At 63.7% G+C, this 15,247-nt stretch carries 12 protein-coding genes; 2 read left to right on the top strand and 10 right to left on the bottom strand.

The genetic code is table 11. The features are described from left to right. Nucleotides 1-59: 59 nt before the first annotated feature. The 5 genes from serA to glmM all read right to left on the bottom strand — a co-directional run bounded on the left by serA (nucleotide 60) and on the right by glmM (nucleotide 6,645). Entirely contained in the window at nucleotides 60-1,658 is a 1,599-nt protein-coding gene (gene serA, locus J0I79_RS13385) for a phosphoglycerate dehydrogenase (protein WP_292858918.1), read from the bottom strand. Between the two features lie 171 nt (nucleotides 1,659-1,829). Next, on the bottom strand, nucleotides 1,830-3,005 hold the full coding sequence (locus tag J0I79_RS13380) for a phosphoserine transaminase (protein WP_292858915.1): 1,176 nt from the start codon (nucleotides 3,003-3,005) through the stop codon (nucleotides 1,830-1,832). A gap of 199 nt (nucleotides 3,006-3,204) precedes the next feature. Further along, on the bottom strand, nucleotides 3,205-3,969 hold the full coding sequence (locus tag J0I79_RS13375; RefSeq protein WP_292858912.1) for an outer membrane protein: 765 nt from the start codon (nucleotides 3,967-3,969) through the stop codon (nucleotides 3,205-3,207). Nucleotides 3,970-4,174: 205 nt separating this feature from the next. Then, a complete protein-coding gene (locus J0I79_RS13370) occupies nucleotides 4,175-5,038 on the bottom strand; it encodes an outer membrane protein (RefSeq protein ID WP_292858909.1) in 864 nt (287 codons plus the stop codon). Between the two features lie 254 nt (nucleotides 5,039-5,292). Further along, the gene (gene glmM / locus J0I79_RS13365) at nucleotides 5,293-6,645 is read right to left on the bottom strand and encodes a phosphoglucosamine mutase (protein WP_292858906.1); all 1,353 of its coding nucleotides are present in this window, start codon (nucleotides 6,643-6,645) and stop codon (nucleotides 5,293-5,295) included. A gap of 369 nt (nucleotides 6,646-7,014) precedes the next feature. Here glmM and J0I79_RS13360 point away from each other — a divergent pair, with 369 nt between their 5' ends. Together J0I79_RS13360 and J0I79_RS13355 are read left to right on the top strand one after the other, a co-directional pair. Next, nucleotides 7,015-7,854, top strand: coding sequence for a hypothetical protein (locus J0I79_RS13360; RefSeq protein ID WP_292858903.1), 840 nt, complete (start codon nucleotides 7,015-7,017; stop codon nucleotides 7,852-7,854). A gap of 292 nt (nucleotides 7,855-8,146) precedes the next feature. Beyond that, entirely contained in the window at nucleotides 8,147-8,599 is a 453-nt protein-coding gene (locus tag J0I79_RS13355; RefSeq protein ID WP_292858900.1) for a hypothetical protein, read from the top strand. 255 nt (nucleotides 8,600-8,854) lie between these two features. Here the strand turns inward: J0I79_RS13355 and ftsH are convergent, their stop codons facing one another. The 5 genes from ftsH to J0I79_RS13330 all read right to left on the bottom strand — a co-directional run. Then, entirely contained in the window at nucleotides 8,855-10,783 is a 1,929-nt protein-coding gene (gene ftsH / locus J0I79_RS13350; protein WP_292858897.1) for an ATP-dependent zinc metalloprotease FtsH, read from the bottom strand. 122 nt (nucleotides 10,784-10,905) lie between these two features. After that, complete coding sequence (gene tilS / locus J0I79_RS13345) at nucleotides 10,906-12,276, bottom strand: tRNA lysidine(34) synthetase TilS (RefSeq protein ID WP_292858999.1); 1,371 nt, start codon at nucleotides 12,274-12,276, stop codon at nucleotides 10,906-10,908. Between the two features lie 52 nt (nucleotides 12,277-12,328). Further along, nucleotides 12,329-13,432 carry a tol-pal system protein YbgF gene (gene ybgF, locus J0I79_RS13340; RefSeq protein ID WP_292858894.1) on the bottom strand — a complete coding sequence of 368 codons (1,104 nt, stop codon included), beginning with the start codon at nucleotides 13,430-13,432 and terminating at the stop codon, nucleotides 12,329-12,331. A 283-nt stretch (nucleotides 13,433-13,715) separates the two neighbouring features. Next, on the bottom strand, nucleotides 13,716-14,222 hold the full coding sequence (pal, locus tag J0I79_RS13335; protein ID WP_292858891.1) for a peptidoglycan-associated lipoprotein Pal: 507 nt from the start codon (nucleotides 14,220-14,222) through the stop codon (nucleotides 13,716-13,718). Nucleotides 14,223-14,468: 246 nt separating this feature from the next. Next, a partial coding sequence (locus J0I79_RS13330) for a LysR family transcriptional regulator (RefSeq protein ID WP_292858889.1) occupies nucleotides 14,469-15,247 on the bottom strand: 779 nt, incomplete at its 5' end.

Here is a 15,247-nt window from a genome sequence, read left to right as displayed (position 1 = left end):
GAAGCACCCCGCGCCTGACGGATCGCGGGGTGCTTCCACGCCTTTCTGCTACGAATGGCCTACACCGCGCCGACGTCGAACTGCAGCCGCTTGGCCGAGTCGATCGACTTGTGCGCCCGCACCTGCTCCAGCACCTTTTCCGGAAACGGCGCGTCGAGATAGAGCAGCGCGATGGCGTCGCCGCCTGGCCGGTTGCGGCCAAGCTGGAAGTTGGCGATGTTGACATCGTTCTCGCCGCACACCGTGCCGAGCAGGCCGATAATGCCCGGCGCATCGGCATTGGTCGTGTAGAGCATGTGCTGGCCGACCTCGGCGTCGAGGTTGATGCCCTTGATCTGGATGAAGCGCGGCTTGCCGTCGGAGAAACAGGTGCCGGCGATCGAGCGCGTCATGTGCTCGGTCTTGACGGTGAGCTTGATGTAGCCATCGAACACGCCCGACTTGTCGCGCTTGACCTCGGCGACGATGATGCCGCGCTCCTTCACCATGATCGGCGCCGACACCATGTTGACGTCGGCGACCTGCGGCCGGATCAACCCGGCCAGCGCCGCGCTGATCAGCGCGCGGGTGTTCATGGTCGCCGTCGAACCGTCGAACAGGATTTCCACTTCCTTGATCGGATCCTCGGTGACCTGGCCGACAAAGGCGCCGAGCACTTCGGCGAGCTTGACGAACGGCTTCAGCCTTGGCGCTTCCTCGGCCGTGATCGAGGGCATGTTGATGGCGTTGGAGACCGCGCCCTTGATCAGATAGTCCGACATCTGTTCGGCGACCTGCAGCGCTACATTCTCCTGCGCTTCGGCCGTGGAGGCGCCCAGATGCGGCGTGGCGACCACATTCTCCATGCCGAACAGCGCGTTCTGTTCGGCCGGTTCGACTTCGAACACGTCGATGCCGGCGCCGGCCACCTTGCCGCTCTTCAGTGCCGCGATCAGATCAGCCTCGACGACGAGGCCGCCGCGGGCGCAATTGATGATGCGTACGCCCTTCTTCATCTTGGCGATGGCGGCCGCGTCGATGATGTTGCGCGTCTTGTCGGTCAGCGGCGTGTGCAGCGTGATGAAATCGGCGCGGGCGAAAAGCTCGTCCAGTTCGACCTTGTCGACCCCAAGCTCCTCGGCGCGCTTGTCCGACAGGAACGGATCGAAGGCAATGACATGCATCTTCAGACCGACGCCGCGCGTGGCGACGATCGAGCCGATATTGCCGCAGCCGATGACGCCCAGCGTCTTGCCGGTGATCTCGACGCCCATGAAGCGGTTCTTTTCCCACTTGCCGGCATGCGTGGAGGCATTGGCTTCCGGAATCTGGCGCGCCAGCGCGAAGATCATCGCCACCGCGTGTTCGGCGGTGGTGATCGAATTGCCGAAGGGCGTGTTCATCACGATGATACCCTTGCGGCTTGCCGCCGGGATATCGACATTGTCGACGCCGATGCCGGCGCGGCCGATAACCTTGAGATTGGTGGCGGCGTTGATCAGCTTCTCGGTGACCTTGGTCGCCGAGCGGATGGCGAGGCCGTCATACTGGCCGATGACTTCGAGCAGCTTTTCCTTGTCCTTGCCGAGATCAGGCAGGTAGTCGACCTCGACGCCGCGATCCTTGAAGATCTGCACGGCTGTGGTGGAAAGTTTATCCGAGACGAGAACGCGAGGCATGGGTTTCATCCTTTGCGATTGGCATCCCTCCCCTCGAGGGGAGGTCGGCGCAAAGCGCCGGGGTGGGATCGGTGCGGCCGGACACGGCCTAATCTTTGTCGTGTGGAGGTCGAGCGGGTGGAAAGGACCCCACCCGACCCTTCGGGCCACCCTCCCCTCAAGGGGGAGGGATCAGGCGGCCGCTTTCAGCGACGCCTTCTGCGCGGCGAAAGCCCAGTCGAGCCAGGGCAGCAGCGCTTCGAGATCAGAAGTCTCGACGGTGGCGCCGCACCAGATGCGCAGGCCGGGAGGCGCATCGCGATAGGAGCCGATGTCGTAGGCGACACCTTCCTTGTCGAGCGCCGAGACGAGCCCCTTGGCGAAAGCCGCCTGTCCGTCGGCGTCGAGCGCGGCGATATCGGGATCGGTGAAGGACAGGCACACAGAGGTGTTCGACCGCGTGGCAACTTCGACGGCAAGGTGTCCCAACCATGAGGACTTGCCAACGAAACCGTCCAGCACCGCCGCGTTGGCATCCGCCCTGGCGACCAGCGCATCGAGACCGCCGATCGCCTTCGCCCAGTGAAGCGCATCGAGATAGTCCTCGACGCACAGCATCGAAGGCGTGTTGATGGTCTCGCCCTTGAAGATGCCTTCGATCAGCTTGCCGCCGGAGGTCAGGCGGAAGATTTTCGGCAGCGGCCATGAAGGCTTGTAGCTTTCCAGCCGCGCGACCGCGCGCGGCGACAGGATGAGCATACCGTGCGCACCCTCGCCGCCCAGCGCCTTCTGCCAGGAGAAGGTGACGACATCGAGCTTGTCGAAATCGAGCCTCTGCGCGAAGGCGGCCGATGTCGCGTCGCAGATGGTCAGGCCCTTGCGGTCGGCCGGAATGAAATCGCCGTTGGGCACGCGCACACCGGAGGTGGTGCCGTTCCAGGTGAAGACCACGTCGCGGTCGAAATCGACCTTGGCGAGGTCGGGCAGTTCGCCATAGCCGGCCTCGAATTTGCGCACGTCGGTCAGCTTCAATTGCTTGACCACGTCGGTGACCCAGCCGGCGCCAAAGCTTTCCCAGGCGACCATGTCGACGCCGCGCTCGCCGAGCAGCGACCACAGCGCCATCTCGACCGCGCCGGTATCGGACGCCGGCACGATGCCGATGCGGTAGCCGGCGGGAACCTGCAGGATTTCACGTGTCAGCTCGATCGCCTGTTCGAGCTTGGCCTTGCCGATCTTGGCACGGTGGGAGCGGCCGAGCGCGGCCGCTTTCAGCGCCTCGACCGACCAGCCGGGGCGTTTTGCACAGGGACCTGAAGAAAAATTGGGGTTTGCCGGACGGAGTCCGGGCTTCGTATGCGTCGTCATCGTGGTCTATCCTTCCAGATAGTGGCCCCTCGTTGGGGAGGGGTGGCCCACGGACGGCGATATGCGTTCACGCCTCGGGCGTCAAGGGGAAAGTTTTTGTCGCTGCCAGGATATCAGCGATCCCGGATCAGGATCGCGTGATGTCAAACGCGAACGGCGGACCCGAGGATCCGCCGCCGGAATGTCGGTCTCTCCCGTCCTACCAGAGATCGTAGCGCAGCCCGAGCTTGATCTGGTGGTTGTTGATGCCCTTCTTGACCGGATAGGAGGTGAGGCTTTCGGCCGTCACATATTCGGCGCTCGGGGCCGAGAAGTACTGGTAGCCAAGATCGACGGAAACGTTCTTGGTGACCTGGTAGGCGAGGCCCGCGTTCAGCGTATAGGCCAACGAGTACTGGGTCTTGTTGTCGCTCAGGACGAAATCGTCGGTCGGGTCGCTGTTGTTGGTGAAATAGCTCGCCGAGAGGGTGTGCTTGCTTCGAACGATGCCGACGCCGGCGCCGACATAGGGCGTGATGCCGACGTAGGTGCCAAGGTCGACGTAACCGTTGAGAATGCCGGAGAAAGCATAGTTCTTCAGGTTGCCTGACGCCTGGGTATAGGCCGTTACCGTTCCGGAATTATCGTAGCCGACGCCGACGCTGTTGCCGGGCAGATAGCCGAAATTGAGGTCGGCGCGCAGCCAGTCGTTGAAATGATAGCCGAAGCCGACACTGGCAAAGACCGGGTCTTCCGTGTCGCTGAAGCTCGCCGGCGTGAAGCTGAAACTGTCGTTCCTGAAGCTCTTCTGCACCAGGTAGGAGACATCGCCGCGCAGGTACCAGCCCGATCCGACCTCAACGGGCACATAGTCGGGCGCCTGATCGACATAGACCGGCGGGTCGTAGTCGGCGGCGAGTGCCGATGTCAGCGGCACCGAGGCGAATGCGGCAAGCGCCAGCGCCATACGCGATGTTGATATCATGGTCCCCGGCTCCCGGATTCGGCGCCGTCGGACAAGCCGCGGCAACCATCGTTTCAGGAAGCATTGTTAACCATAGTGGTTAAGTCGGGGTTAAGGCTAACAGAGCGTTAGCGAATTGATTTTCGGGCCTAATTTCGGTTCCTGCGTACAAACGAAAACCGCCCGGCTGATGCCGGGCGGTTCGAAGATTCCAGAAGGAAGATGGTTACTTGGTGTAGATCGGCTCGGGTTCGGGCTGGTAGGCTACGGCAGGCGCGGCGCAACCGTTGTTGCCGCCGAACTGGTAGCGCAGACCGCCGCGCACCTCGTGGGTGTTGAAGCCATGGTCGAAGCCCGGCCCAGCACCCGGCGTGGCGCCGGCTGGACCATATTCGAACATGCGGCCGCCCTGAATATGGGAGAAACGGTAGCCGGCATCGAGGATGATCTTGTCGGTCAGGCAGTAGGAAGCACCGGCCATGACAGCATAGGCAAAGCGCCAGCTGGATGTTCCCGGGTTGGACTCCGTTTCGCCCGGACGCGGATCGTACACGGTATCCCACTTGACGCGCGCGCCGCCGATGCCGGCGCCGACATAAGGCGTGATGCCGTGCCAAGTGCCGATGTCGACATAGGCGTTGGCGAGCAGCAGCAGGGCGCTCATCTTCGACGCTTCGACCGAGACCGTCGTGAGGTCCGAAGTGCCGCCGCTAAAGTTCGACTTGAACCAGTAGTCGGCGGTCAGGTCGGTGCGGAAGTGTTCGTTGATCTTGTAGCCGACGCCGGCGCCGAGCGAAAAACCGCCCTTGAGCTTGCCGTAGTCGAAGGACTTGCTGCCGGCGATCCCGACGGCTCCGGGTCCGCATGGGCAAGGCTCGGCTCCGTAAGTGATGTAGTCGATGTCGCCTACTTTCGACTTGTGGTAGCCGATGTCCCCACGGATATACCAGCCGCCGACATCGACCGGCTGCTCATAGACCGGCGGCGGCGCCTCTTCGACCTGCGGCTCCGGCAGGTCGGCTGCGAACACCGGCCAGGCCAGGCCAGCAAACAGCGCGGCGAACAGGGCCTTTCTTGCTGTATTGAACATGCTTGTCACCCCTAGGAACCTCGGAACGGCGATCGCGTCCGACAATGAGATTGGCTTTCAAGCGTGGATAATGAATTGCAAAGGTTAAAAGGCGTTTAACCCTGTCGATTAACCAAGAATCACTAAAATGCGAGGTGTCGCGGCGACGATCTCGACAGCACACGACAGGCTGCCGACCAGCAAAAAGCCCGCCGTGAGGGCGGGCCTTGATATGAGCGGGACTGCGGCTCGACGCCCTTGCCGGGCGCCTGGGGTCACGCGGCGCTGCGGGTTTCCGAGATGACCTCGACGATGTCGTTGACGACCGCCTCGACCAGCTGCGGATCGTCGCCCTCGGCCATGACGCGGATCAGCGGCTCGGTGCCGGATGGGCGGATGACCAGCCGCCCGGCCTTGCCGAGACGGTGGCGGGCCTCCTCGATGGCGGCCTTGACGGGAGCCTCCTCGAGCGGCTTGCCGCCAGCGATGCGCACGTTCTTCAACAGCTGCGGCACCGGCTCGAACTTCTTCGACAGTTCGCTGACCGGGCGGCCCTGCCGCTTGATGCAGGCCAGCACCTGGAGCGCCGAAACGAGGCCGTCGCCGGTGGTCGAGAAATCCGACAGCACGATGTGGCCGGACTGCTCGCCGCCGACATTGAGCCCATGCGCGCGCATATGTTCCACGACATAGCGGTCGCCGACCTTGGTACGGTGCAATTGCAGCTTCATGCCGCCGAGGAAGCGCTCCAGTCCGAGATTGGACATGACTGTCGAGACGACGCCGCCGCCGGCAAGCCGCCCGCTCTGGTGCCAGGACTCGGCGATCAGCGCCATGATCTGGTCGCCGTCCACGATCGCGCCGTTCTCGTCTACGATGACGACCCGGTCTGCATCGCCATCGAGCGCGATCCCGATATCGGCGCGAACTTCATGCACCTTCTTCTGCAGTCCCGTCGGATGGGTCGAACCGCATTCCTTGTTGATGTTGAAACCGTTGGGCTCCACGTTGATGGCCACGACGTCGGCGCCGAGTTCCCACAGCGCCTCGGGCGCCACCTTGTAGGCCGCGCCATTGGCGCAATCGACGACGATCCTGAGACCCGACAGCGACATCGAGCGCGGCAAGGTGCGCTTGGCGAATTCGATATAACGGTCATGGACGCCGTCAACGCGCTTGGCGCGGCCAAGGCCGTCGGAATCGGCGAGCGCCAGCTCGATATCCTTGTCGAGCATGCTCTCGATGCGCTCCTCGATCTCATCGGACAGCTTGTAGCCATCGGGACCGAACAGCTTGATGCCGTTGTCATAATAGGGATTGTGCGAGGCCGAGATCATGACGCCTATGTCGGCGCGCAGCGAACGCACCAGCATCGCGACAGCCGGCGTCGGGATCGGGCCGAGCAGGAACACGTCCATGCCGGCGGCGCAAAGCCCGGCCACCATCGCGTTCTCGATCATGTAGCCGGAAAGCCTGGTGTCCTTGCCCAGAACGACCCGATGGCGGTGGCTGCCGCGCTGGAACGAAAGACCGGCGGCCATGCCGACGCGCATGGCGATTTCGGCGGTCATCGGAAACTTGTTGGCACGCCCGCGGATGCCATCCGTGCCGAAGTAATTGCCTGCCATGCTGGTCGGTATCCCCGATTGTTCTTAGCCGGCACGTCTTGCCACAATTGGCCGCCGCGCCTTGATCACATTGTGTGATTATATGTTACCAATCCTTAGAAAATCATTGTTGTGCACTGCACACAACCTGGCCGCAGCCTGGCTAGATGACACTGTTACGCCACAATATACCATTCACGCGAGCTGTTTGGTGCGGATACACCCTGAAAATTCTTGCCGCCGCGGCCGTAACGCTCAATGATTTCATCACCTTGTCGTTAGAACGCGAATTTCGGTGATATATACGCCAGTTGGCATCTGGCGCAACCGATCGGGGAGCGTTATTGATTCGCAGGGACGTACAATGGGCTGCAGCAACGGAGAAACGCTATGCTCATCCACCGACTTGCCACTCTGACCGGCCTCGCGGTCGCGACGTTGTTCCTGGCCGCGCCAGCCAACGCGTTGACCATGGCCGAATGCAGCACGAAGTATAACGCAGCCAAGGATGCGGGGACCCTGGCCGGGCAGACCTGGAACCAGTTCCGCAAGGCCCAGTGCGGCACCGACGCCGCCGCCACCACGGACACCAAGCCGGCGGCCACCAAGGCCGCCGAGACCAAGGCGACCAAGGCTGCGACCGCCGCCGCTGCATCCGACAGCACGGCCAAGGGCCTGACATCCAAGGAATGCAGCGCCAAGTACCAGGCCGCCAAGACTGCCGGCACGCTGAACGGCATGAAGTGGAACGACTTCCGCAAGACCCAGTGCGCCGCCGGCGCATCCGCTGCCGCCGACACCACCAAGCCGGCGACCACGAAGGCCGCAGCAGCCCCCGCCGCCGCCAGCGGCAAGGGCCTGAGCATGGCCGAATGCAGCACCAAGTATCAGGCTGCCAAGACCGCCGGTACGCTGGGCGGCAAGAAGTGGAACGACTTCCGCAAGTCCGAATGCGGCGCAAGCGCATCCGATGACGACAGCGTGCCAGCTGCGAGCGAGGCGAACTACACCAAGGAGCCGGAGAAGCCGACGACTGTCGCGCCCAAGGGCGTCACCTTCCCAACCGCGATCTCGGCCAAGTATGCCAGCGAGACCCCCGGAAAGGGCCGCATGCATACCTGCCTTGATCAGTACTACGCCCTCAAGGACGCCAACGCGCTTGGTGGTCTGAAGTGGATCCAGAAGGGCGGCGGCTTCTATAGCCTCTGCAACGCCAAGCTGAAGGGCTGATCGACGCATGGCATTCCCCGTATCGACGGGGCATGACCTGGTTGAGATCGAATTGAATTAGACGGAAAGTCCGGCAAGGACAGGCAAAGGCCCGCGATGCATCTGCTTCGCGGGCCTTTTGTTTCGCGCGAAGACGCCGGCGGCTGGCTCGCATCTGTATATCGGGAAAGCTATTGGCATCGTCAGTTCGCCACACTGCCCGCCGGTAGCTTGCAAAGATTCTGGTTGAACATAAGAAGAACAAACAGTATACAAAAAGACATCTGACTTTGTTATCAACCCGGAGGATCTTATGCCCAGTTTGAAATTGGCGGTATTGGCTGTGACTGCATTGGTTGCTTGGGGCATCGCCCCTGCGAGCGCACTGACAATGAAGGAATGCGGCGAGACCTATCGGGCGGCCAAGGAAGGCGGCACCCTGAACGGCATGGACTGGGCTGCTTTCCGCAAGGAGAAATGCGCGGCATCCGCTACGGAGAGCGTCAGCGCGGGCACGGTCAAAACCGCGCTGCCGCCGAAAAAGGAAACCAGCACGGCGGTCGCCCCCACCGTAGCGCCTGCGGGCGTGACGTTCCCGACCACCCTCGCCGCCGAGTTCCAGACCGAAAAGCCCGCGAAGGCGCGGATGAAGACCTGCCTGCAGGGCTACCACGGCAACAAGGAGGCGGGTACGTTGAACGGCCTTCGCTGGATCCAGAAGGGCGGCGGTTATTACAGCCTGTGCAATGCGCGGCTGAAGGGCTGATCGGTAGCAGCACCTGGAAACAAAGGCCCGCGAGCCGCAAGGTTCGCGGGCCTTTTTGTTGGAGGAGATCTGGAGGAATCCCATTCTGCGCTACGGGGAGACGCGCGGCCGGCGACGCTGCCAATCTCCCCCACAAGGGGGAGATTGGCTCTCGCTCCGGCTTCGCCGATCATCAAGCCGCAGGCTTAACCACCCAAAGCAAAACGCCGCGGTTTGATCCGCGGCGTTTCTCAATCAACGTCTCTCGCGCAATCCTCAGCTCGACGGCTGCGGCTCCATGCCGCCTTCGGGCTCCGGGCCTTTCTTGCGGCGGCCGCCGGACTTAGGCACTGCCGAGCCACGGCTGGGCGGCGTGTCGTCGCCGAGGTCGCGCGCGGGCTTCTCGCCGGCGATCAGCTGCTTGATCTCGTCACCAGACAGCGTCTCGTATTCGAGCAGGCCCTCGGCCAGTGCGATCCATTCCTTCTTCTTCTTGGTCAGCACCGACTTCGCCGTCGAATAGGCATCATCGATCAGGCGGCGCACTTCGGCATCGATGATCTGCGCCGTCTCTTCCGAGATGTTCTGCGTACGCGCCACCGAATGGCCGAGGAAGACTTCTTCCTGGTTGTCGCCATAGGCGACATGGCCGAGCTTGTCGGAGAAGCCCCAGCGCGTGACCATGGCGCGCGCCAGCTTGGTTGCCTGCTCGATGTCGGAGGACGCGCCGGAGGTGATGTTCTCCTTGCCGAACTTGAACTCCTCGGCGACACGGCCGCCCATCATGATGGCAAGCCGCGAGACCATGTACTTGTAGCTCATCGAATAGCGGTCGCCTTCCGGCAACTGCATGACCATGCCGAGCGCGCGGCCACGCGGGATAATGGTGGCCTTGTGCAGCGGGTCGGCCGACGGAACGTTGAGCGCCAGGATGGCGTGGCCGGCCTCGTGATAGGCGGTCAGCTCCTTCTCCGCCTGGGTCATGGCCGACGAGCGGCGTTCCGCGCCCATCATGATCTTGTCCTTGGCGTCCTCGAACTCGGCCATGGTGACCAAGCGCTTGTTGCGCCGCGCCGCCATCAGCGCCGCCTCGTTGACGAGGTTCATCAGGTCCGCGCCGGAGAAACCGGGCGTGCCACGGGCAACGACCTTGAGGTCGACATTGGGCGCCAGCGGCACGTTGCGCACATGCACCTTGAGGATTTTCTCGCGGCCGACGATGTCGGGGTTCGGCACCACCACCTGACGGTCGAAGCGGCCCGGGCGCAGCAGCGCCGGATCAAGCACGTCGGGACGGTTGGTGGCGGCGATCAGGATGATGCTTTCATTGGACTCGAAGCCATCCATCTCGACCAGCAGCTGGTTCAGCGTCTGCTCGCGCTCGTCGTTGCCGCCGCCGAGACCGGCGCCGCGATGACGGCCGACCGCGTCGATTTCGTCGATGAAGATGATGCAGGGCGCGTTTTTCTTGGCCTGGTCGAACATGTCGCGCACGCGGCTGGCGCCGACGCCGACGAACATTTCGACGAAGTCCGAACCCGAAATGGTGAAGAACGGCACGTTGGCCTCACCCGCGACAGAGCGGGCAAGCAGCGTCTTGCCGGTTCCGGGAGGGCCGACCAGCAGCACGCCGCGCGGAATCTTGCCGCCGAGGCGCTGGAATTTCTGCGGATCGCGCAGGAACTCGACGATCTCTTCGAGGTCTTCCTTGGCTTCGTCGACGCCGGCGACGTCCTGGAAGGTCACGCGGCCGTGCGCCTCGGTCAGAAGCTTGGCCTTCGACTTGCCGAAGCCCATGGCGCGGCCGGAACCCGATTGCATCTGGCGCATGAAGAATATCCACACGCCGAGGATCAGGATCATCGGCAGCCACGAGATCAGGTATCCGAACAGCGAGTTGGAGCCGTCGGTCTCGGGCCGCGCGTTGATGGTGACGTTCTTGTCCTGCAGCCGCGAGACCAGCGACGGATCACCGGGCGAGTAGGTCTGGAAGCCGGTGGAATTGTCGGTATAGGTGCCGGTGATGCGGGCGCCCGCTATGGTCACCGTCTTGACCCGGCCGGCCGCGACATCCTGCAGGAACTGCGAGTAGGGAACATCGGCCGAGGCGCCGCGCGTCTGCGGTGTCTGGAACAGATTGAAGAGGGCAATGAGCAGGACCGCTATGATCGCCCAGAGCGCTAGGTTGCGATAGTTCGGATTCATCAATTGTCCCGTTGGTGTCCTGGGGTGGACAGCGTCATGAGTAGAAACTTGAGCCTAACATAGGGAGAGCGCTCCCCCTTGCCAAGCATAACAGCACGTCTGGGTTAAGCTTTCGCCCAAGATCAACCGGCACTGTGGCCGCGCAAGGGCGAAGCCGGAACGGGCGTAGCTCCGATCAGCGAAGCCACGGCGCGCGCCGGCGCAAGATCGAAGGACGGCAGAAAGCCCGCGAATGGCGCAACGACCGGGAGCGCGACGAACCCTGGCGGCGCCCGTTCGCCACGCGTCATTCCAGGGGGATCAAGGGCTTGTCGCGCCGCCGGTTCGGCGGCCAGGGCGGCACGGGTCAGGCTTGGCGGGGTTTCGCCTTCGCCAGGGACCAGCGTTTTCGCCGCCGCCATCCCGCACGGCCCGATCAACAATGCGCCGCTGCCGTCGTTCAACGTGATCCGGCGTCGCCCGTCCCAGACGGCACCGTCACTGACCGCGATGTCAGGCGGCAAGCCGCGCGCCTCGCGGCGCAGGAAGATGCCGGCGCGCCGGAAATCGACCACCGTCCGCGACAATGTGGCGCAAAGAAATCCAGCCCTCAGCCGGCCGAATAACGCTTCGCCACGCGACTGGTCCGGCAGGAAGGCGAGCCCGCCCGTGGTGGCCAGCAGAATGCGCAGCGCATAGACGGCCGCCCGGTCGTTGCCGGCCGAAAGCAGGCCGGGATCGAGGCGGAGCAGCCCGGTGGCCGGCTGGCCCGCGAAGCGGCCGATCAATTCCGCCGCATCGGCGCCAAGCCGGCCGCGCTCGGCAGCAACCCGGCTGGCCAGCGCCAGCACATCGTCCACTTGCCCGGCGCTGCCAGCTAGCGTCGCGCGCAGGCGCGGCCGTTCGAAAGCCTCGTCGGCATTGGTCGGGTCCTCTGCCCAGCCGACCTGCTCGCGCCGCAGGAAATCGCGAAGCGCCGAACGGCTTGTCCCGAGAAGCGGGCGCACGATCCACTCACGCCAGTCGTGGAGCGTGGCCGGCGCCATGCCGGCAAGCCCCCGTCCGGCTGCATCGGCGGAATCTCGGTTCGCATCCCGCGCATGCCGCATCAGCACCGTCTCGGCCTGGTCGTCCAGTGTGTGGCCGGTCACGATCAGGCCAAGCCCCTCAGAGCGTGCGGCTCCCGCCAGCAGCCGGTAGCGCGCTTGCCGCGCCGCCGCCGGCAGGCCGGTCGATGGCTTGTCACCGGACCACGCCATGGTGCGGTGCGCGATGCCGCGCTCGACGCAAAGCTTCGCCACGGCTTGCGCTTCGGCGGCCGAGCCTCGCCGCAAGCCATGATCTACCGTCACCGCCAGCAATCTGGTGGACGGCGCTGTCTGGTCGAGATGGTGTTTGAGAAGGAGAAGCAGCGCGGTCGAATCGCTGCCGCCGGACACGGCTGCAACGGCGCCGCTGGTAAAATCGATGTGCGAAAAAAGCTTTGTCGAAAGATCGGGCTCGGTGTCGAGCATCAATGTAAGCGCCTCGAAAGCCCCGGTTCCGGGCTGCGGCATCACCGCGGGATCAGCACGCGGCGAGAGCCTTCTCCTGCTTGACGCGTTCCTTGAGGGCATTGGAGATATCGGGATAGCGCTTGCCGACCTCGCTGAAGGTGGCGCAAGCCACGTCGTGTTGCTTGAGGCCGACCAGCGACACGCCGAGCTTCAGCAGCATATCGGGAGCCTTCTTGGCCTTGGGATAGTCCTTGCTGGCGGCGAGGAAGACTTCCGCCGCGTCGCGGTATTTCTGCTGGCCAAGCAGTGACTCGCCCAGCCAGTAATGCGCGTCCGCCGTCTTGGCGTCCTTGGGGAAGCGGGCGATATGGTCGCGGAAACCCTGCTCGGCGGTGCTGTAGTCGCCCGACAGGATGAACTGATAGGAATTGCGGTAGAGCTCCTCGGGATTGTTGGTGGAGGGCAATGCCGCGACCACCGTGCCGTCAGACTTGCCAGCCTTGGCCGGAGCGCTGGTGGCGGGTGCGGCGTCCTGCGTGGGAGCGGTAGCCTGGGTGCCGGCTCCGGCATCGATCACATTGCCGTTCTTGTCGACGGTGATGGAGCCGAAGGTCTTTTCAGGCGCTCCTTTTCCGGGAATGACCTTGCCCGGATCGCCATTGCCGGATTCGACAATGACGTCCTCGACGCTCTGGCCGCCCGACGACTGGCTGGCGGCCTGGTTGCCCGAAGCGGCCGGAGGTTGCGTGGCCGGCGCCTCGGCCACGCTGGTGTCAGCACCCGCTGGGGCCGCCTGCGACTTCTTCTGCCCTGCCGGCTGCTGCCCGCCTTGCGAGCCGCCCTCGAGCTGCTGGAAGCGGAACTCGTTGTCTTCCTGCTGCTTGCGGATTTGCTCCTGCATCTGCAGGATCTGGAAATTGAGCTCCTCGAGCTTGCCGTTCATCTGGCGCAGCTGGTCCTCGAGCTGGGCGGTGCTGTTTGCCTGCGCGAGTTGGACCTGCTCGGGCTGCTTCTTGTCGCCGAAGAGGCTGGGCAGTTCGATCGACGGCAAATGGAAGGAAAAGCCGCTGTCGGTTTGCCCGGCGCCGCCGGTCCCCGATCCGCTGGCAAAGGCGGTGACGCCTGATAGGAGCAATATCGCAAGCGTGCCGCTCAGAACCGATCTCAAATGCATGTGCCTCTCGCCGTGTCGTTAGCCTGTTTCCGCGCCTTCCAAATCAGAGTGGGACCAGTCAAGCGCCCTCGGCTCATAGCAGGGCGCGAGACTTCGGCCAAATTTTGTTTCAGGCATGCCGATGTGAAAAAGGCGGCCCGGGGGCCGCCTTTCGCAAGGGTGGTGTTGCATTTTTGCCGACTTCAGCGCCGCGCGTCCTTTGGACGCGCAAAGGCCACTGAAGCACTTACTTCCGACGCATGATCCTTTTCCGAAAATCGAAACTGATTTTCGGGATCATACGTCAGGAGCCGGCACCGCTGAGCGTGGTGACCGCGCGGCGGTTCTGCGACCAGCAGGAGATGTCGTCGCACACCGCGACAGGACGCTCCTTGCCGTAGGAGATGGTCTTCAGGCGGCTGCCGGCGACACCCTTTGAAACCAGGAAGTCGCGGGCGGCGGCGGCGCGGCGAGCGCCCAGCGCCAGATTGTATTCACGCGTACCGCGTTCGTCGGCATGGCCTTCGACGACGATGGCATACTGCCGGTACTTGTTGAGCCACTGGGCCTGGCGGGCGAGCGTCTGCTGGGCATCGGCGCGGATCGCGGTCGAGTCGGTGTCGAAGAAGATGCGGTCGCCGATGTTGACGGTGAAATCCTGCGCCGAGCCCGGCGTCGCGGCGCCCGCGCCGTTGAGGCCAAGGTCATTGGGATTGTTCGGGGTCTTCTTCGAGGCGCAGCCGGTGATGGCAAGCGCTGCCACCAGTGCGATCATGGCGGGGTTTCTGGTAAGTGCTGCGATACGGCCCATGCCGCCTCTCCTTCGCATTCGAGTGATTTCGTTGATCACCCAGTAACCACGTTTGGGTTAACCGGCATTCAAGAAACACGGTTAAAATTCGGTTTAGATCGCCGTCCGCGACCCTTTACGCCCAACGCTGAACAGAGGCGACATTGCGCGCGGACCCTAGGCGGAAATGCGGCCAAAACGCGACGAAGGCGTGAAAAGAGGCCCGAAAGGGCCTCTTTTCAGTATTTGTTGTAAGGAGAACAACCCTTACTCCAGCAACGGCGACCAGGCCGGATCCGAGGCGAAGTTCGCGGTCGGGATCGGCTGTTCGTTGCGGCCGGTGAGATCGACCGAAACCAGCTTCGGACCGCCATTGGAGTCGCGGAAGAACATCAGCACGCGGCCGTTGGGCGCCCAGGTCGGGCCTTCCTGCTGGAAGCCGGAGGAGAGGATGCGTTCGCCGGAGCCGTCCGTCTTCATGACGCCGATCTGGAACTCGCCGCCGGTCTGCTTGGTGAAGGCGATGAGGTCGCCGCGCGGCGACCACACCGGCGTCGAGTAGATGCCCTGCCCGTACGAGATGCGCTGCGCACCGCCGCCGCTGGCGCTCATCACGTAGAGCTGCGGCTGTCCGCCCCGGTCGGATTCGAACACGATTCTGGACCCGTCGGGCGAATACGACGGAGCCGTGTCGATCTCCGCCCCCGAGGTGAGCTGCACCGGCTTGCTGCCGTTGACGCCGGCAGCATAGATGTTGGTGACGCCGCCGTTGCTCACCGAGAACGCAACCGTCCCGCCATCCGGCGAGAACTCCGGCGCGAACGACATCGGCGCGTTGACCCTCAGCGTGCCTTTGGGTTCGTCGTGTAGCCTTGAGACCTGAGCTTCCGTTTCCTCGACCTGGGCCAGAATTGCGAGGCACCGCTCATAATAGGCGAGGCCCGCTTCCGTCGGCGTGACGCGCCGCGTCGTGCGATCCAGGAGGCGTGCGCCGAGGCTCTGCTCCAACTCCATGACGGCCTTGCTGACGGCCGACCTCGTCAGAC

It is taken from the genome of Mesorhizobium sp. (genome assembly GCF_017306585.1).
Lineage (GTDB): Bacteria > Pseudomonadota > Alphaproteobacteria > Rhizobiales > Rhizobiaceae > Mesorhizobium.
Note: the sequence above shows the minus strand (reverse complement) of the source record. Positions and strands in the feature narration are given on the sequence as shown.